An 18044-nucleotide genomic window follows, 5' to 3' on the forward strand; every position below is an offset into this window, starting at 1 on the left:
TTAACGAGCCCCCACAGGAACAACGGTGACAGTATTGCCGCGCGACACGCGGACTACCGGGCCGACCGGCGCTTCGGTGCCGAGCGATTGGCCGGCCATCGCCTGACCTGACTGCCCGACAGCCGCGCTCGGCTTTTGCGGAACGGTGCGGCGCTGGAAGCGCGACACGTCGCCGCCGGTGGTGAAGGTGGTGTTCGAGTCCATCGGCTGGTTGGCGACGGCGAGCAGTATCTGCCGCTCCTGTGCCGGATTGGTGCCGGCCGGGACCTTGACCTGGCCCGTGGCGACGGCGCGCTCGAGCTCGGCGGTGTTGTCGGCGATCGAGCGCAGCGCAAGCGACAGCTGGCCCATCGACTGGGACACGGCGATCTTCTCGGCTATGCGCGGTGTAGCTTCGAGCGTGACGGTGGTCGACGGGTGGACCGTGATTTTGCCCTCCTTGTCCTTGACCTGGTCCATCGCCTGGTCGGTGGCGAGAACGCGGAGGTTGCGGACGATTGTCTCGGAAACCTTGAGCGGGGGGCCATCGCCACCGCCCTCGACCGCCTGGGTCAGGACCATGTCGACCCGGTCGCCCGGGAAGACGAAGCCGGCGACGCCGCTGGTCTGGGTGACGGGCACGGTGACGGCGCGCATCCCCGGCCCGAGCGCCGCGGCGAGGAAGCCACGATCCTGCGGGCCGACGAGCGAGCCGCGGGTCAGCGGCTGGCCGGCGGTAACCGGATTGCGGACGACCATGCCGACCATCTTCTGGGGATCGCTGTCGGTCGTGCCTTGGGTGTAGTAAGCGCCCTGGAGGAGTTCCTTGGGCCACGCCTGATAGGTGAGGCTGTCGGGCTCGATCATCGAGCCGACCGGCAGCGGCTTGCGCGCCACCAGAACCTTGGGGCCCATCGGCACGGCGGGAGCCGCTGCGGCCTGGCTCGCGCCGGCCCCGGTGAACATGTTCTTGGCCATCACTGCGGTGACCACCGCAATGAGCAGCGCTCCGATGAGCAGCGCAACTTTCTTCACGTCCATGGCGATTACGCCTCCCCTAGAGGGTTACCTCAATCCACTCAAACATCAGGCAAAATGGTTAAGAAACCGTTGGGCGACTAACCATAAGCCGCCGAAAGCGATCGCGACCCCGTAGGGGATCTCGGGGCGCCCCTCGCGGCGCCGAATCTTGTGGGCGATGAGCACGACCAGCGTCAGCGCGCCGCCGGCGATCGACATCATCACGAGGAAGAACAGGGTGGCGCTCGGCGGAAACCATAGCACCAGCGCCGCGGCGAGCTTGACGTCGCCGCCGCCCATCATGCCGAGATAGAAGGTCGCGGCGAGGGCGGTGAACACGCCGACCGCGATCGCGACGCGAATCGCCGCGTCGGGCCACAACGGCAGGCCGCTCGCCCACCAGTAGAGCGGGGCGAGCAGCGCGACGACGATCACCAGCTTGTTCGAGATGGTGAAGGTGCGGATGTCGACCACCGCCGCGACCAGCAGCAGCAACGCAAGCACGGCGGTGAGCAAGTCGGTAAAGACGAGATTGTTCATGGCCCTCCCCTAGACGGCGGGCCTTTCCAAACCGTAACCGGGCCAAAGATGGATAGATTCGACATCGTGATCGTCGGCGGCGGGATCGCCGGGGCAAGCCTCGGCGCCGAGGTGGCGCGCGTAAGACGAACTTTGCTGATCGAGGCGGAGGAGCATCCGGGGATGCACTCGACCGGGCGCTCGGCGGCCTTCTGGCTGGAGAGTTACGGCGGCGCGGGGGTCGCGCCGCTGTCGACCGCGTCACATGATTTCCTGAGCCGGCCACCGGCGGATTTCGCCGACGAGGGATTCCTGAGCCCGCGCGGTGCGGTCCATGTCGATCAGAGCGGGCGGGCGGATGCGTTCGCGGGGATTGCGGCCGTGGTCAAAACAGTGCCGATGAGCCGTGCCGAGCTCGAGGCGGCGGTCCCGGGGATCGATTCGCGCTGGGTCCAGGCGCGAGCCGAGCCCGGCTGTGCCGACATTGACGTCGCGGGCCTCCATGCCGCTTACCTGCGCCAGTTCAGGCGGCGCGGGGGGGTGGTGCGCACCAATGCGCGGATGGTGGCGGCGATCTGGTCGGGCGATTCATGGCGGGTGAGGCTTGAGGACGGCGGCGAGATCGAAGCCGCGATCCTGGTCGATGCAGCCGGCGCGTGGGCCGATCAGGTCGCCGAGATCGCCGGGGTGGCGCCGATTGGAATCGCGCCCAAGCGGCGGACGATGGTCCAGCTGCGTGTCGGGCGAAGCGGGATCGCGCGGCTGCCGCAGGTGATCGACGCGGGCGGGTCGTTCTACTTCAAGGGCGAGGGCGAGCGCAGCGTGTGGATCAGCCCGCACGACGAAATCGCCAGCGGCCCGTGCGACGCGCAGCCCGAGGAAATCGACATCGCGGTGGCGATCGACCGGTTCGAACGTGCGGTCGACTGGCCGGTCGAGGCGGTCGAACGGAGCTGGGCGGGCCTGCGCAGCTTCGCGCCCGATCGGTTGCCGGTGTTCGGTTTCGACATCGCGGTACCGGGCTTTTTCTGGTTCGCGGGCCAGGGGGGGTTCGGCATCCAGACCGCGCCGGCGGCGGCGAAGCTGGCGGCGGCGGTGTTGCTGGCTGAGGCTCCCGATCCGATGGTCGCGAAGATCGATCCGGCGGCCTACAGCCCGGCGCGCTTCAGCCCGCGCTGAGCGTCCGCCGCGGCACAGGCGAGCAGGTCGACCCGGTCGTTTTCGATATGGCCGCTGTGGCCCTTGACCCACTTCCATTCGACGCGGTGCGGCTCGGCGGCGGTGCACAGTGCCTGCCATAGCTCGGCGTTCTTGACCGGTTTCCGGTCGGCCGTGCGCCAGCCGTTGCGACGCCAGCCGTGGATCCACTTGGTGATCCCGTCACGGACGTAGACGCTGTCGGTGACGAGCGTGACGCGGCACGGCTTCGTCAGCGCATTGAGTCCCTCGATCGCGGCGAGCAACTCCATGCGGTTGTTGGTGGTGAGCGGTTCGCCGCCCGACAGTTCCTTCTCGCGCACACCCGCGCGAATCAGCACGCCCCAACCGCCCGGGCCGGGGTTGCCGCGGCACGAACCGTCGGTGAATATCTCGACGACCGGAAGTTCTGCCGATAGTCCAGCCATGACCTGATCGCTCACTTAGGCGACAAGCTCGCGCGGCAGCTTGAAGATCATGTCTTCCTTCACGTGGGCGATTTCCTCTTCGCGCACGGCGAAGCGCTGCGCCAGCGCGTCGATTACTTCGCGCACCAGCACTTCGGGGGCCGAGGCGCCAGCGGTGAGGCCGAGTGTCGCCGGCGTGCCGAGCCAGTCCCAGTCGATGTCGGTTGCCCGCTGGATCAATCGGGCGGGGGTGCCGAGCCGCTCGGCGACTTCGCCCAGGCGCAGCGAGTTGGAGCTGTTGGGCGCGCCGATCACGAGCATGCGGTCGCACCTCCGCGCGATTTCCTTGACCGCCGCCTGGCGGTTCGAGGTGGCGTAACAAATGTCTTCGCCACGCGGGGCCCTGATCGCCGGGAAGCGCGCCTGAAGCGCGGCGACGATCTCGGCGGTGTCGTCGACCGACAGCGTCGTCTGGGTCAGGAAGGCGAGATTATGCTCGTCTGGGACGGTCAGTTCGGCGACGTCGTCGACCGATTCGACCAGGCTCATCGTACCCGACGGAACCTGGCCGAAGGTGCCGATCACCTCGGGATGGCCGGCGTGGCCGATGAAGAGGATGTGCCGGTCGGCGTCGATCAGCCGCTGTGCCTGGCGGTGGACCTTGCTCACCAGCGGGCAGGTCGCGTCGAGATAGGCGAGGCCGCGGTCCTCGGCGGCGGCGGTGACCGACTTGGGCACGCCGTGCGCCGAGAAGACCACCGGGCGGCCGTCGGGGACGGCATCGAGTTCGGCGACGAACACCGCGCCCATCCCCGCGAGCCGGTCGACGACGAACCGGTTGTGGACGATTTCGTGGCGGACATAGACTGGCGCGCCGTGCTGCTCGATCGCCAGTTCGACAATCTTGATGGCGCGGTCGACGCCGGCGCAGAAACCGCGCGGGGCAGCGATCAGCAGGTGAAGCGGCGGGCGCTCGGAGGTAGAGGAGGACATGGCGAGCATGTAAGCGATTGCTTGCAGCCAGCCAAGGCGCTTCCTATGACGACGCGCAATCAGCGGCTTCGCGCCGCCCGCCCGAAGGAACGCCCCTGTGACTGGCCATGTGAATGCTCGCCGTACCGCCCTGATCGTCCTGCTGGCTTCCGCGGCGCTGCTGGGGGGGTGCTCGCGCAAGGGCCAGATTGCCGATGGCGGCGTCTACGTCACGCGTTCGGCCTGCCCGCTGGTCGGGATCGTCGCAGGGACCGGTGACGTGACGCTGTTCGACCCGGTCGGCAGCACCGACGCGCGAGCGATCGACGTGGTCGCAACGATGACCAATGTTCGCGCGAGCTGCACCGACGATGGCACGACGGTGACTTCGGTTGCGAGCTTCGACGTCGTCGCGACACGGCGCGACCCGACGGCGGCGCGCCAGGTCGTGCTGCCCTATTTCGACACGGTGATGCAGGGCGGGAGCGATGTCGTTGCCAAGAACATCAGCGGGGTAGCACTCGATTTCGCCGCCGGATCGATGCGGGCGCAGACTCGCGGCCAGTCGACCGTGCGCGTGTCGAAGGCGGCGGCGACGCTGCCCGCCGCGATCACCAAGGAGCTCACCCGCCAGCGCAAGGCCGGCGAAATCGAAGCGGCGATCGACCCGATGTCGAAGCCCGAGATTCGCTCGGCGGTGGCGAAGGCGACGTTCGAGCAGTTGCTCGGCTTCCAGCTGACCGAAGCCCAGCTGCGCTACAACGCGACGCGCTGATTTCACGCTCGCGCCGAGCAATCGGCGTTGACTCGGCTCATGCCCGCAGCCAAAGGTTGCATTGTCTCCGGTGCTTGCATCGGGAGGCCGCGCGGGAGAGTTTTCGCGTTCCTTTTCTAAGGAGCGCGGGACGCCGAAGGAGCAACCGCCCCCGGAATCTCTCAGGCTGAAGGACCGCGCGCGCCTGACATTCTGGAAAGAGTCCTCGCTCGTTTGGCGGGGGCCACCGAAGGGGTAACTCCGGGCACAAATCCGGGGGAAAGCTCTCAGGTCACGGTGACAGAAGGGGGTCCGATTTGCCGGCGGTGCGTTAGCATCGCTGCGGACCCGCTGGAGATTGCCGTGAATGACATCACCGACATCGTGAAGACGCTTCCGCTCGACGACTGGCACCGCGCGCGCGGTGCACGGATGGTGCCGTTCGCGGGCTATGCGATGCCGGTCCAGTACGACGGGATCATCGCCGAGCATCTTTGGACGCGCGCCCATGCCGGGCTGTTCGACGTCAGCCACATGGGGCAGCTGATCATGCACGGGCGCGGGGTCGATGCGGCGCTCGAGGGGCTGCTGCCGGGCGAATTCAGGCTGCTGAAAGACGGGCGGCTGCGCTATTCGATGCTGCTCGACGAGGCTGGCGGGATCGTCGACGATTTGATGGCGACGCGGCGCGGCGAGGATTTCTACGTCGTCGTCAATGGCGCGACCAAGGCGAGCGACATCCAGGAGTTCGAGCGGCGGTTGCCGCGCGGGATTATCGTCGATCATATGAAGGAGCAGGCCCTGCTCGCGCTGCAGGGGCCCGAGGCGGCGACGGTGCTCGAGCCAATCGCGCCGGGGGTGAGCGAGCTTGCGTTCATGCAGGGCGGGGCGTTTCGCCTCAGCGGCCATGCCGCGTGGATCAGCCGATCGGGCTATACCGGTGAGGACGGTTTCGAGATTTCGATCGCGGCCAACGTCGTAGCCGAGGTCGCCGACCTTTTTTGCGCCGACGAGCGGGTCAGGCCGATCGGGCTCGGTGCGCGCGATTCGCTGCGACTCGAGGCGGGGTTGCCGCTGTACGGGCACGACCTCGATCGCGAAACGACGCCGGTGACGGCGGGGCTCGAGTTCGCGATCGGCAGGCGTCGCCGGGCCGAGCGTGGCTTTGCCGGTGCCGACCGGATCCTCGCCGAAATGGAGCACGGCGCGCCGCTGCGCCGGGTCGGCTTCACGTTGGAGGGGCGCCAGCCGGTGCGTGAGGGCGCGCGAGTGCTCGACGGCGAAGGTAACGAGGTCGGGCGGGTGACGTCGGGCGGCTTCTCGCCGAGCCTCGAGCGGCCGATCGGCATGGCCTATGTCGCCACCGCGCTGGCCGAGCCCGGCACCACGATCACGCTCGAGCAGCGCGGCAAACTTTTCCCGGCGACGGTCGCGGCGATGCCGTTCGTGGCCCATCGCTATCACCGCAAACCAGCTCAGGGAGCATCAGCATGAGCCTCTATTTCACTCGCGACCATGAATGGATTCGGGTCGAGGGCGACACCGCGACCGTCGGCATTTCGGACCACGCCCAGGCCGCGCTTGGCGACATCGTGTTCGCCGAAGTGCCCGAGCCGGGCAAGACGCTGGCCAAGGGCGACGAGGCGGCGGTGGTCGAATCGGTCAAGGCGGCGAGCGATATTTACGCGCCGGTCGGCGGCGAGGTGATCGAGGGCAATGCCGCGCTCGGCGACGACCCGGCGCTCGTCAACCGCGATCCGCAAGGCGAGGGCTGGTTCTTCAAGCTCAGGCTGGCGGACCCGAGCGAGGTCGACGGGATGATGGACGAGGCCGCCTATCGCGACTGGTGCGCGACGCTCTGAGATCGAGGATTTTATGATGCGTTATCTTCCCCTGAGCGAGGCCGATCGGAGCGAGATGCTCGAGGTCATCGGCGCGGGCTCGATCGACGAGCTGTTCCGCGACGTGCCGCCCGAGGCGCGGCTCGACGGGCCGATCGCCGAATTGCCGATGCATGCGTCCGAACTGTCGGTCGAGCGGCAGCTGGCGGCGATGGCGCGCAAGAACATGGTCGCGGGCGAGGTACCGTTCTTTCTCGGCTGCGGGGCCTATCGGCACCACGTCCCGGCGAGCGTCGATCACATCATCCAGCGCGGCGAATTCCTCACCGCCTACACGCCGTATCAGCCCGAGATCGCGCAAGGCACGCTGCAGGTGCTGTTCGAATTCCAGACGCAGGTCGCGCGGCTGCTCGGGTGCGAGGTCGCCAACGCGTCGATGTACGACGGGTCGACCGCTTGCTGGGAAGCGATCGGCATGGCGCGGCGGATCACGCGGCGTACGGGCGCGATCCTGTCGTCGGGACTCCACCCGCATTATGTCTCGGTCGCACGGACGATGGCGCGATTTACCGGCGATGTGCTCGATACGGCGCTGCCGTCATTCGAGGGGACGGACACTGAGCGGCTGATCGCGGGGATCGGCAAGGATACGAGCTGCGTCGTCGTCCAATACCCCGACATCCTGGGGCGGATCGAGGATTTGACCCCGATCGCCGAGGCAGCGCATGCGGCGGGCGCGCTGCTGGTCGCGGTGGTGACCGAGCCGGTCGCATTGGGGCTGATCAAGGCGCCGGGCGAGATGGGCGCGGATATCGTTGTCGGCGAGGGCCAGTCGATTGGAGTCGGGCTGCAGTTCGGCGGGCCCTATGTCGGGCTGTTCGCCTGCCGCGAAAAGCATGTCCGGCAGATGCCGGGTCGGCTGGCGGGCGAGACGATCGACGCCGAGGGCAAGCGCGGCTTTGTCCTGACCCTGTCGACCCGCGAACAGCATATCCGGCGCGAGAAAGCGACGAGCAACATCTGCACGAACAGCGGGCTTTGCGCGCTGGCGTTCTCGGTGCACCTGACGCTGCTCGGCGAGAAGGGTCTGGGGCGGCTGGCGGGCATCAATCATGCGCGGGCGGCCGAGGTCGCCGAGCGGCTGGCGGCGATCCCGCGAGTCGAGCTGGTGAGCGAGACTTTCTTCAACGAGTTCACGCTCAAGCTGCCGGTCGAGGCGCGGCCGGCGGTGCATGCGATGGTCGGGAAGGGGGTGCTTGGCGGGGTGTCGCTCGGGCGGCTCTACCCGGGCGAGGCGAGCCTCGCGCACGGGCTGGTGATCGCGGTGACCGAGACGGTGACCGACGCGGATATCGACGCGCTCGAAACGGCGCTGACGGAGTGTTGCGCATGACGATCAATCCGTCAGGCTGGCGGCCGGCGAGCCCGAGCGATGTCCACGGCGAAGTTCCTGCCCTTGGCCCGGCGACGACGACCGGCAATCGCGCGCTGATGCTGGAAGAGCCGCTGCTGTTCGAGATCGGGTCGCGTGACCAGACCGGGGTCGATTTCGACTTTAATCCTGCCGCCGGAGCGGAACGGGTCGGCGCGCTGCGCCGCACGTCGCTCGACCTCCCCGGCCTGTCCGAGCCCGAGGCAGTGCGCCACTACACCCGCCTGTCGCGACAGAATTACGCGATCGACCTCGGGCTGTTCCCGCTCGGGTCGTGCACGATGAAGCATAATCCGCGGCTCAACGAGAAGGTCGCGCGGATGGCGGGATTCGCCGACGTGCATCCGCTCCAGCCGCAGGAGACGGTGCAGGGCGCGCTCGAGCTGATCGACACGCTGGCACACTGGCTGATCACGCTGACCGGGATGCGTGCGGTGGCGATGAGCCCCAAGGCGGGCGCGCATGGCGAGATGTGCGGTCTGCTGTCGATCCGCGCGGCGCTCGAAGCGCGCGGCGATGCGCGTTCGGTGGTGCTGGTGCCGGAGAGCGCGCATGGCACCAACCCCGCGACCGCGGCCTTCTGCGGCTACAAGGTCGAGGACATTCCCGCGACGGCGGCGGGGCGGGTCGACCTCGCCGCGCTCAAGGCCCGGCTGGGGGTGGGTGGGCCCGACTGTGACGTCGCGGCGGTGATGATCACCAACCCCAACACCTGCGGGCTGTTCGAGCCCGAGATGAAGGCGATTTCGGACGCGGTCCATGCGGCGGGGGGGCTAGTCTACTGCGATGGGGCCAACTTCAACGCGATCGTCGGACGGGTGCGGCCGGGCGACCTCGGCATCGACGCGATGCACATCAATCTGCACAAGACCTTCTCGACCCCGCATGGCGGCGGCGGGCCGGGGTCGGGGCCGGTGGTGCTGTCCGATGCGCTCGTCCCGTTCGCGCCGCTGCCCTATGTCGTCAAGACGGGCGACGGCTATCGGCTGGTCGAGGAAGAGACGGCGCAGGCCGAGGGGTCGGACAGCTTCGGCCGGATGGTCGCGTTCCACGGCCAGATGGGAATGTTCACGCGGGCGCTGGCCTATATCCTGAGCCACGGCGCGGACGGGTTGCGGCAGGTCGCCGAGGATGCGGTGCTCAATGCCAACTATGTCCTGCGCAGCCTCGAGGACGTGCTCGACGCGCCGTTCGCCGGATCGGGACCATGCATGCACGAGGCGATCTTCTCGGATCGCGGGTTCGCCGAAGGATTTTCGACGATCGACGTCGCCAAGGGGCTGATCGACGAGGGCTTTCACCCGATGACGATGTATTTCCCGCTGGTTGTCCATGGCGCGATGCTGATCGAGCCGACCGAGACCGAATCCAAGGCCAGCCTCGACCAGTTCATCGTGGCGCTGCGGTCGGTGGCAGGGCGGGCCAAGGCGGGGGACGAGACGTTGAAGGCGGCGCCGGTGTTCGCCCCGCGACGGCGGCTCGACGAGACGCTGGCGGCGCGGCGGCCGGTACTGGCGTTCCGCACCCCCGCTCCCGACGGCGCGGACTCGGGCGAGGGTGCCGAGCTCGGCGGACGGTGAGCGACCGTCGCTTCTACGAGGCGCCGGTCGACGCCGCCAAGCGCTCGGCGCCGGCGGCGCTGCGCAATGTCGGACCGATTGGCGACGTGCTTGCGCAATGGCTTCCGTCGCACGGAGTCGTGCTCGAACTGGCGAGCGGCACCGGGGAGCATGGCCTCGCCTTTGCCCGGCGCTTCGCGGGGGTCGCGTGGCAGCCGAGCGATGCGTCGGACGAGGCATCGGCGTCGATCGCGGCGTGGCGCGGGGAGGGGCCGGCGAACCTGATCGAGCCGCTGCGGATCGATGCGGCGGAGCCCGACTGGCCGATTGCCAGCGCCGACGCGATGGTCGCGATCAACCTGCTCCACATCAGCCCGTGGGAAACCGCGCTCGGGTTGCTCGACGGTGCGGCGCGGCTGTTGCCCGCGGGTGGCCCGCTTATCCTCTATGGGCCGTGGATCGAGGAGGGGATCGCGACGGTGCCTTCGAACCAGGTCTTCGACATGGATCTGCGCGCGCGTGATCCGCGCTGGGGGCTGCGCGAGGTAAGCGGGTTCGCGAGCGAAGCGAAGGGCAGGGGGCTAGATCTCGCCGACCGCCGGGTGATGCCTGCCAACAACATCATGCTGCGGTTTGATCGGCGCTAGCCACTGCGCCAGCGGCCATGTGGCGAGGAGCCACGCCGCGCCGAACGACCAGCCAGCGACGACATCGCTCGGCCAATGCACCCCGATCAGCGAGCGCGATGCACCGATGATCAGACTCGCCGCGATCCCCGCGACGACCCATGGAGTGCGGCGCGCGGCGGGTGCGAACAGCAGCGCCATAAGCGGGAAAACGATCATCGAATTTGCGGCGTGGGCGCTCGGGAAGCTCAGCGAATGGGTGATGACCGGATGCGGATCGAGCGCGGGCCGGGCGCGGTGGACGGCGATCTTGATGCCCTCGACCAGCATTCGCCCGACGAACACGATGGCGACGACGGCGATCGCGCGGCGCACCTGGCCGCGCAGCCACAGGATGATGCTGACGATCACCCCGAGCCCCACCATGACCGGCGCACCTCCGGCATAATTGAGGAACAATCCCGTTTCGGTCGGCAGCGGACTGGCGGAGCGGGCGGCGATGCCGTCGCGAATCAACGCCACGTCGAGCGGGTTGCCGAGCCCGCCGACGAACGCGCAACTCACGGCGACCGCGAGGAGGCAAACAATTAGTGCGACGCGGAGAAAAGAATAAACCATTGCCCATTAAACGATGTTTTACAGTTCGAGGCTATGGCGGCGTTATGGACGAAAGCAGCAATACCCAAAACAGGCGCTCGCGGCGGTCGAATGTGCTGATGAGCGCGTCGATCGAGCTGTCGGGCGCCTCGCTCCCGGTCAAGCTGCGCAACCTGTCGTCGGACGGCGCACTGGTCGAGGGCGACAAGCTTCCGGTCGAGGGCGCAGAGGTGCTGTTCCGCAAGGCCGAGCTGAGCCTCGTCGGGCGCATCGCCTGGGTCGAGGGCAAGCGCGCCGGGGTCGCCTTCGCCGAACCGCTCCATGCCGACGCTGTCCTGCGCCATATCCCGGCGCCGCGCGCGCGCGTAAAGCCCGACTTCCGCCGGCCGGGATTGAGGACGCAACCGCTGAGCGCGGCCGATTTGCTGTTCGGCGAAAGCTGGGTCACCCGCTCACCGCTCGCCCGCGACTGAACGTTGGGCGCCGACAGGGCGCTCCGTCCATGACATTGTCGGGTAATAGACGCGCAGACGAAGCCGCGCCGTGCCTGTTCAGCCGACCGCGCGAATCCCGCCGCGTTGTTCCTGCAGCCAGTTAACCAGTTGCGGCAGCGACATCAGCCGGTTGAAGGTGATCCCGCAAAAGCCATCGTCGATCCAGCGTACCACGCCTGGCATCGGCGCCAGTTGCGGCAGCATGACGACCACGTCGTTGCCACGCGGAAGGATGGTCAGCGTTTCGAGCTTGATCCCGCCCTGGCTGACATCGCAAGTGCGCATTCGGTGGGCGGTGGCGCCATCGCGGACGGTGGCATAGCAGTCGACCTCGATCCGCGGCATGCGCGGGCGCGGCCCCTCCATCGAGGCCGAGAGGATTTCGATGACGTCGATCGGCTGGCCGAAGGTTACGCCGATATTGTGCTCGCGGACCCAGGTAACCTTGCCGTGGATCGGATGACCGCTCTTCAGCTCGATCGCCAGCGGCGTGCCGTGGGTCATCGCGCAATAGGCGCGGATCAGCATTCCGCCGGCCGAGATGTTCTTGATCAGGCAGAGTTCGCGGCGCTGGTCGATGGCGACCGACCCGACGCGGTAAAGCGTCAGGTGGCGCTCGTCCTCGCGGCGATCGGACGGAGCCGCCGGAGGCGCATCCGACAGGCTGTAGATCGTCGTTTCGACCGGCTGTTCGTCCACGCTTTACTCCATAAACCAGCGCGCTGACGGCGCTTCCGAAGCAGGCATACTCGCTTCCCCGGTCCGACAACTTTCAGGCTTACCCATGCGCCTCTTACGATTTGGTTAGAATCGGCCCTAAATCGGTGGAACGTTGCAGCGCAAGCAAGACTGGCGCTCGATCGGAACTAATCCTTCCGCAGGCGTTATAGTCCTAGGCTTCGCGGATCCCGCGGCGGCGTACAGATAACAACGGGAGATGGATCGATGAACAAGCTCATCCTGGCAGCGATGGCCCTGACCGCCTCGGGAGCGGCGCTGGCCCAGAATAGCGGCACCCCGGCGATCGATGCCCGTGGCATCCCGGTCGTCTCCGCCCCCGCCACCGCGCCAGCGGGCGCGAACCAGTCGGTCACTGTACCGGCCGGCGCGACGGTCACCGTCAATCCTAACCAGGGCGCGGTGTTCACGCCGATGGCGGCGTCGGGCGACCTGCCGGCCTGCTCGAAATCGGTTACCGACCGCTGCATGCAGACTTATGAGGGGCACGGCGGCGGCATGATGATGGGTCACTCCATGATGGGTCACGATCGCATGATGAGTCATCGGATGATGAGTCACCGCATGATGAAGCATTGCATGATGAAGCATCGCATGATGAAGCATCGCAAGATGTAGCCGTCACGCTCTCCGGCGCGGTTCACCCGAACCGCGCCGGAGCAATGCTTGCCGCCATCGCGGAGCAGGCGTAGCATCCCGTCTGGGCACGGCCCGATGATCGCGCCCGCGGAAGGCCGCCATGCGCGCTTTGCTGATCTTGTTGCCAATGCTGATGACTGCGGCGGGGGCAAACGCGCTGCCGCTACCAACCGCTCCGACGGCGATTGAGCCCAATTCAGAGAATGCCTCGGGACAAACTCACGACCTGAAGCTCGCGCGCGACGCCTATGATCGGATGACGGTATCGGTGCGGATCGGTGACAGTGGTCCCTACCGGTTCCTCATCGATACCGGCGCCGAGAGGACGGTGATTTCGCGCCAGCTCGCCCAACAGCTCGGTCTCGCCGCCGGGGCGCGTGCCCGGTTGCACAGCGTGGCCGGAGCGAGTGACGTCGCGACGGTCGATATCCCGGCGCTCCAGGTGAGCGCGCGGCGGTTCGACGTGGCCGGCGCGCCAACTCTTGAATCGATCAACATCGGCGCCGACGGAATGCTCGGGGTCGACAGTCTGGCGATGTCGCAGATCCTGTTCGACTTTCGCCGGGGGGTGATGGGCATCACCCCGTCGCGCGGCGCCAGAATGGACGATCCCGATACGATCGTGGTCGAGGCGCGCCGCCGTCACGGCCGGCTGATGTTCACCCAGGCCGATGTTGACGGCCGCGGTACGGTCGTCGTGATCGATACCGGAAGCCAGATCACGATCGGCAATCCGGAACTGCGGCGGCGACTGATCGGTCGGCGCCCGGTCGGCGAGATGATCCAAATAGACACCGTTGTCGGCGAAAAAATTACGGCTGAAATCTATTCGGTCCGGACGTTGGGGTTGGGCGGAGTGACGTTGAAGGACATGAAGATCGCCTTCATTGATTCGCCCGTGTTTCGACAGCTCGAGCTTGATGGCCGGCCGGCTTTGCTGCTCGGTATGAATGCGTTGCGCGGGTTCGACAAAGTGTCGATCGATTTCGCAACGCGCCGCGTGCATTTCGTGCTGCCGGGATCAAGCATGTCGAACCACATCGAGTTCGCGACGAACTGAGCGCCTGTCGGCCGACCAGTGATTGCATTCTTGACGTTCGCGTAAAGGGAAGGTAGCGACGAGGAATGCTTGCGATGAGTCATTATTCGATCGGCGAGATGTGCGACGAGTTCGGGGTAACCGCCCGCGCGCTCCGCTTTTACGAAGACGAGCAACTCATCTCGCCCGAGCGGCGCGGCACCCAGCGGCTCTATTCCGAGCGCGACCGGGCGCGGGTGGCGTGGATCCTGCGCGGCAAGCGCGTCGGGTTCAGCCTCGCGACGATCCGCGAGATGATCGACCTCTACGATATCGGCGACCGCCGCGAGACCCAGCGGCAGGTGACGCTCGAGCGCTGCCGCGAACGGGTCGACGAGTTGAAGCGCCAGCGGGTCGACATCGACGCGACCATCTTTGAGCTCAACGATTTCATCGCACTCGTCGAAACCAGGCCCTTCGAAAATTCACCAAAGGACTGACCATGCCCAGTTACACCGCCCCCGTCCGCGATACGCAATTCGTCCTCAATCACGTCGTCGGGCTCGGCAACTACGCCAATTTGCCCGGGTTCGAGGCGGCGTCGAGCGACCTCGTCGAGGCGATCCTGACGGAGGGCGGGCGGTTCGCCGGCGAGGTGCTTGCACCGCTCAACCGGGTCGGCGACGAGGAGGGCTGCACGCGTCATCCCGACGGCACGGTGACCACCCCGACGGGGTTCAAGGAGGCCTATCGCCAGTTCTGCGAGGGCGGCTGGACGACGCTGTCGGCGCCCGAGGAATTTGGCGGGCAGGGGCTGCCGCACGTCGTTTCGACCGCGATCAGCGAATATGTGCTGTCGGCCAACCAGGCGTTCGAAATGTATAATGGCCTGACCGCGGGCGCGATCGCGTCGATCGTGGTCAAGGGTTCGGACGAGCAGAAGGCGACCTATTTGCCGAACATGGTGGCGGGCCGCTGGACCGGGACGATGAACCTCACCGAGCCGCATTGCGGGACCGATCTCGGGCTGATCAAGACCAAGGCCGAGCCCAATGCGGACGGCAGCTACGCGATCAGCGGGACGAAGATCTTCATCTCGTCGGGCGAGCATGACCTGAGCGACAACATCATCCATATGGTGCTCGCCAAGATCGTCGGCGCGCCCGACACGGTGAAGGGCATTTCGCTGTTCATCGTCCCCAAGTTCCTGGTCAACGACGACGGCTCGGTGGGCGCGCGCAACGGGCTGTCGTGTGGCTCGATCGAGCACAAGATGGGCATCCACGGCAATTCGACCTGCGTGATGAATTACGACGGGGCGAAGGGCTTTCTGATCGGCGAAGCCGAGAAGGGCCTCGCAGCCATGTTCATCATGATGAACGCGGCGCGGCTCGGGGTCGGGCTGCAGGGGCTGGCGCAAGGCGAGGTCGCCTATCAGAACGCCGTCGCCTACGCCAAGGACCGCCGCCAGGGCCGTGCGCTGGTGCCCGACCAGCGCGACCCGAATGCGAAGGCCGATACGCTGTTCGTCCACCCCGACGTCCGCCGGATGCTGATGGAAGCCAAGGCGTTCAACGAGAGCGCACGGGCGTTCGTGCTGTGGGGCGCGCTGCAGGTCGACTTGAGCCACAAGGCCGGCACCGAGGAGGAGCGGCAGACCGCCGACGACCTGATTTCGCTGCTTACGCCGGTGATCAAGGGCTATCTCACCGACCGCGGGTTCGAGGTTGCAGTCATGGCGCAGCAGGTGTTCGGCGGCCACGGCTATATTCGGGAATGGGGCATGGAGCAGTTCGTCCGCGACGCCCGCATTGCCCAGATCTACGAGGGCACCAATGGGGTGCAGGCGATGGACCTGGTCGGGCGCAAGCTAGCCCAGAACGGCGGCCGCGCGATCCGTGCCTATTTCGAACTCGTCGGTCGGGAGATCGCCGATGCCAAGGCGGCGGGCGACCCGGCGGGGCTCGCCGAACCGCTTGAGAAGGCGCTCGGCCATTTGCAGGGCGCGACGATGTGGCTGGCGCAAAATGGAATGGCCAATCCGAACAACATCGGTGCGGGGGCCTATGCCTACATGCAGCTGATGGGGGTCGTGACGCTGGGCTGGATGTGGTTGAAGATGGCGAGTGCGAGCGCCCGTCTGAAGGACCAGGCCGGCGAGGATCGATCGTTCCATGAGAACAAACTGGCCACCGCGCGCTTTTATGCCGATCGGGAAATGGCGATGGCAGGGGCGCTGCGGCGCAAGGTCGAGGCGGGCGCGGACAGCCTGATGGCGTTGCCGGTCGAAGCTTTCTAGGGTTTATTCGCTCACGCAGTCTTGCGGCTGTTGCGGACCTGATGCCACCCGCTGTTCGTCGGCTGACCATTAGATCCGGCCATTGGTGCGAGGCGGGCGAGGTCGAACATTTCGGTGAACTGGAGGCCGAACTTGCCGGCCTGCGCCCAGCGCACCGCGCCGATCACCGGGCCGACCCCGACGATGTCGATCGTCATCGTCTGGCCCGGGGTGACCGATTGGTCGCATTCGACCAAGGCACCCATCGCCGAGATATTACGCAGGCGAATCTCGCTGCGCTCTCCGCCAAAGGCGGCGATCGCGCGGCGCATGAGCCGGAGTCGCGGCTCGCGGATGCAGTCGAAGCCCTCGGCCTCTACCCTGATTGAATTGGCGATTGCCCGCGCTTCTTCCCAACCCACGGGGCGCCCGAAGATATAGCCCTGGACCTGGCTCACGCCGAGTTCGCGGATAAGATGCAGGTCGTCGTGGGTCTCGACGCCTTCCGCAGTGGTGTCCATGTCGAGGCTTTCAGCAAGCGTGACGATGGCGCGGATAATCGCGCCGTTGCGGTTGAGGCTGGACGCCGCGCCGCGAACGAAGCTCTGGTCGATCTTGATCTTGTCGAACGGTGCTTTCTTCAGATAGCGCATCGACGAATAGCCGGTCCCGAAGTCATCGAGCGCGAGCCGCACGCCGAGTTTCTTGAGCTTGGCGAAGGTTTCGTCGGTGGCGTCGCTTTCGGCAAGGAAGACGCCCTCGGTCAGCTCGAGCTCGAGCCGTTCGGCGCGCACTCCGCTGTCCTTCAGCGCCGCTCCGACGATTTCGACGATGCTCGGGTCGTTGAACTGGATCGGCGACAGGTTGACGGCGATGCGGACATGGTCGGGCCAGTTGGCCGCTTCGGCCAGTGCGGTGCGCAGCACCCATTGCCCGATCCTGCCGATCAGTCCGCATTCCTCGGCGAGCGGCACGAATTTGTCGGGACCGATCGCGCCCCGCGACGGATGCTTCCAGCGGACGAGCGCTTCAAATCCGCATACTTCCTCGCCGGCGGTGCGGACAATCGGCTGGTAGGCGACCCATAGTTCGTTGCGATCGAGCGCCTGGCCGAGATCGTTTTCGAGCAATTGCCGTTCGGCCGCCTCGCTGTGCATCGAGGGTTCGTAGAACTTATGCTTGCCGCGTCCGTCGCCCTTCGCCGCGTAAAGCGCGAGGTCGGCGTTGCGCACAAGGCTGTCGGCGCAGCAGCGGCCGGGGTCGCCGATCGCGATGCCGACCGATGCGCCGATCGTCACGCGATGACCCTCGATCAGATAGGGCTGCGACACCCGCTCGATGAGCGTGCGGGCAAGCGATTCGAGCAGCCCGGTCTCGACCGTTCCGGGAAGCACCGCCTTGAACTCGTCGCCGCCCAGCCGACCGATCTTGCCATGGTCGCCCATTACGCTGGTCAGCCGTTGGGCGACCTGGCGGAGCAGCGCGTCGCCGACCGGGTGACCGAGCGTGTCGTTGACGTTCTTGAACCGGTCGAGGTCGATCAGGAACAAGGCGCAGCCCTTTTGCCGGCGCGTCGAATTGCGCAGCGCCTCGTCGAGCGTCTGGCGCATCAGCGCGCGGTTGGGCAGGCCGGTGAGCGAATCGAATCGCGCCAGGCGGCTGATCTCCTGTTCGGAGCGGCGCTGTTCAGTGAGGTCGGTGCCGATCCCGCGGAACCCCAGGAAGCGCCCGCGTCCGTCGAATACCGGATTGCCCGACAGCGACCAATGGACGTCCTCGGCACTGGCGGCGCGGACGACGACGTCGCTGAACGGAAAGCGTGCCGACAGGTGAAAACCGAGCGTACGTTCTTCGCGCATCAGGTCGCCGGCATTGCTGTCGACCGATAGCAGGTCCGTGAATTGGCGCCCGAGCATCGCTTCGGGGTCGGTATGGAAATCGTCGGCGAGCTGCTGCGAAACGTAGGACAAGGTG

19 protein-coding genes and 2 riboswitches are annotated in these 18044 nt (G+C 66.8%); of the genes, 12 read left to right on the forward strand and 7 right to left on the reverse strand.

The window, feature by feature from the left end; all coding sequences use genetic code 11:
- Together cpaB and Q0R27_RS08350 are read right to left on the reverse strand one after the other, a co-directional pair.
- The gene (gene cpaB, locus Q0R27_RS08345) at positions 1-1020 is read right to left on the reverse strand and encodes a Flp pilus assembly protein CpaB (RefSeq protein ID WP_293943275.1); all 1020 of its coding nucleotides are present in this window, start codon (positions 1018-1020) and stop codon (positions 1-3) included.
- 45 nt (positions 1021-1065) lie between these two features.
- Positions 1066-1539: a prepilin peptidase gene (locus tag Q0R27_RS08350; protein ID WP_293943277.1), complete on the reverse strand. Its 474-nt coding sequence runs from the start codon at positions 1537-1539 to the stop codon at positions 1066-1068.
- Between the two features lie 48 nt (positions 1540-1587).
- Between Q0R27_RS08350 and Q0R27_RS08355 the strand changes: the two genes are divergently transcribed.
- Entirely contained in the window at positions 1588-2697 is a 1110-nt protein-coding gene (locus Q0R27_RS08355) for an FAD-dependent oxidoreductase (protein WP_293943279.1), read from the forward strand.
- Here the strand turns inward: Q0R27_RS08355 and rnhA are convergent.
- Complete coding sequence (rnhA, locus tag Q0R27_RS08360; protein ID WP_293943281.1) at positions 2667-3143, reverse strand: ribonuclease HI; 477 nt, start codon at positions 3141-3143, stop codon at positions 2667-2669. The two genes, Q0R27_RS08355 and rnhA, sit on opposite strands and share 31 nt — an antisense overlap.
- A gap of 15 nt (positions 3144-3158) precedes the next feature.
- Positions 3159-4115: a 4-hydroxy-3-methylbut-2-enyl diphosphate reductase gene (gene ispH, locus Q0R27_RS08365; protein ID WP_293943312.1), complete on the reverse strand. Its 957-nt coding sequence runs from the start codon at positions 4113-4115 to the stop codon at positions 3159-3161.
- A 97-nt stretch (positions 4116-4212) separates the two neighbouring features.
- Between ispH and Q0R27_RS08370 the strand changes: the two genes are divergently transcribed.
- From Q0R27_RS08370 to Q0R27_RS08395, 6 genes are all read left to right on the forward strand, one after another.
- Positions 4213-4869, forward strand: a complete 657-nt coding sequence (locus tag Q0R27_RS08370) for a hypothetical protein (RefSeq protein WP_293943283.1) — start codon at positions 4213-4215, stop codon at positions 4867-4869.
- A gap of 82 nt (positions 4870-4951) precedes the next feature.
- Positions 4952-5056, forward strand: a riboswitch (glycine riboswitch).
- Position 5057: 1 nt separating this feature from the next.
- A riboswitch (glycine riboswitch) is annotated at positions 5058-5156 on the forward strand.
- A gap of 55 nt (positions 5157-5211) precedes the next feature.
- Entirely contained in the window at positions 5212-6342 is a 1131-nt protein-coding gene (gcvT, locus tag Q0R27_RS08375) for a glycine cleavage system aminomethyltransferase GcvT (protein WP_293943285.1), read from the forward strand.
- Positions 6339-6710 (forward strand): glycine cleavage system protein GcvH, encoded by a 372-nt coding sequence (gene gcvH / locus Q0R27_RS08380; RefSeq protein WP_293943287.1) that lies wholly within the window; start codon positions 6339-6341, stop codon positions 6708-6710. The genes gcvT and gcvH overlap by 4 nt, the downstream gene beginning before the upstream one ends.
- Positions 6711-6726: 16 nt before the next feature.
- Positions 6727-8082 (forward strand): aminomethyl-transferring glycine dehydrogenase subunit GcvPA, encoded by a 1356-nt coding sequence (gene gcvPA / locus Q0R27_RS08385; RefSeq protein ID WP_293943289.1) that lies wholly within the window; start codon positions 6727-6729, stop codon positions 8080-8082.
- Complete coding sequence (gcvPB, locus tag Q0R27_RS08390) at positions 8079-9701, forward strand: aminomethyl-transferring glycine dehydrogenase subunit GcvPB (RefSeq protein ID WP_293943291.1); 1623 nt, start codon at positions 8079-8081, stop codon at positions 9699-9701. Before gcvPA ends, gcvPB begins: the two co-directional genes overlap by 4 nt.
- A complete protein-coding gene (locus Q0R27_RS08395; RefSeq protein WP_293943293.1) occupies positions 9698-10327 on the forward strand; it encodes a DUF938 domain-containing protein in 630 nt (209 codons plus the stop codon). The genes gcvPB and Q0R27_RS08395 overlap by 4 nt, the downstream gene beginning before the upstream one ends.
- Here the strand turns inward: Q0R27_RS08395 and Q0R27_RS08400 are convergent.
- Positions 10262-10870: a phosphatase PAP2 family protein gene (locus Q0R27_RS08400; protein ID WP_293943295.1), complete on the reverse strand. Its 609-nt coding sequence runs from the start codon at positions 10868-10870 to the stop codon at positions 10262-10264. The two genes, Q0R27_RS08395 and Q0R27_RS08400, sit on opposite strands and share 66 nt — an antisense overlap.
- Positions 10871-10968: 98 nt before the next feature.
- Here Q0R27_RS08400 and Q0R27_RS08405 point away from each other — a divergent pair, with 98 nt between their 5' ends.
- Positions 10969-11376 carry a PilZ domain-containing protein gene (locus Q0R27_RS08405; protein WP_293943297.1) on the forward strand — a complete coding sequence of 136 codons (408 nt, stop codon included), beginning with the start codon at positions 10969-10971 and terminating at the stop codon, positions 11374-11376.
- Positions 11377-11454: 78 nt separating this feature from the next.
- Here Q0R27_RS08405 and Q0R27_RS08410 read toward each other — a convergent pair whose 3' ends face one another.
- Positions 11455-12096: a PilZ domain-containing protein gene (locus Q0R27_RS08410; protein WP_293943299.1), complete on the reverse strand. Its 642-nt coding sequence runs from the start codon at positions 12094-12096 to the stop codon at positions 11455-11457.
- Positions 12097-12342: 246 nt separating this feature from the next.
- On the opposite strand from Q0R27_RS08410, the gene Q0R27_RS08415 reads away from it, so the two are divergent.
- The 4 genes from Q0R27_RS08415 (at position 12343) to Q0R27_RS08430 (ending at position 16091) form a co-directional block, all read left to right on the forward strand.
- Positions 12343-12753 carry a hypothetical protein gene (locus Q0R27_RS08415; RefSeq protein WP_293943301.1) on the forward strand — a complete coding sequence of 137 codons (411 nt, stop codon included), beginning with the start codon at positions 12343-12345 and terminating at the stop codon, positions 12751-12753.
- Between the two features lie 121 nt (positions 12754-12874).
- Complete coding sequence (locus tag Q0R27_RS08420) at positions 12875-13834, forward strand: aspartyl protease family protein (protein WP_293943303.1); 960 nt, start codon at positions 12875-12877, stop codon at positions 13832-13834.
- Positions 13835-13908: 74 nt separating this feature from the next.
- Positions 13909-14292, forward strand: a complete 384-nt coding sequence (locus Q0R27_RS08425; RefSeq protein WP_293943305.1) for a MerR family DNA-binding transcriptional regulator — start codon at positions 13909-13911, stop codon at positions 14290-14292.
- 2 nt (positions 14293-14294) lie between these two features.
- Positions 14295-16091: an acyl-CoA dehydrogenase C-terminal domain-containing protein gene (locus Q0R27_RS08430; protein WP_293943307.1), complete on the forward strand. Its 1797-nt coding sequence runs from the start codon at positions 14295-14297 to the stop codon at positions 16089-16091.
- Between the two features lie 11 nt (positions 16092-16102).
- Here Q0R27_RS08430 and Q0R27_RS08435 read toward each other — a convergent pair.
- The coding region (locus Q0R27_RS08435) for an EAL domain-containing protein (RefSeq protein ID WP_293943309.1) at positions 16103-18044 on the reverse strand (1942 nt) is incomplete at its 5' end.

Origin of the sequence: Sphingomonas sp., assembly GCF_025362505.1 — a bacterium.
In the GTDB taxonomy this organism is placed as follows: Bacteria; Pseudomonadota; Alphaproteobacteria; order Sphingomonadales; family Sphingomonadaceae; genus Sphingomicrobium.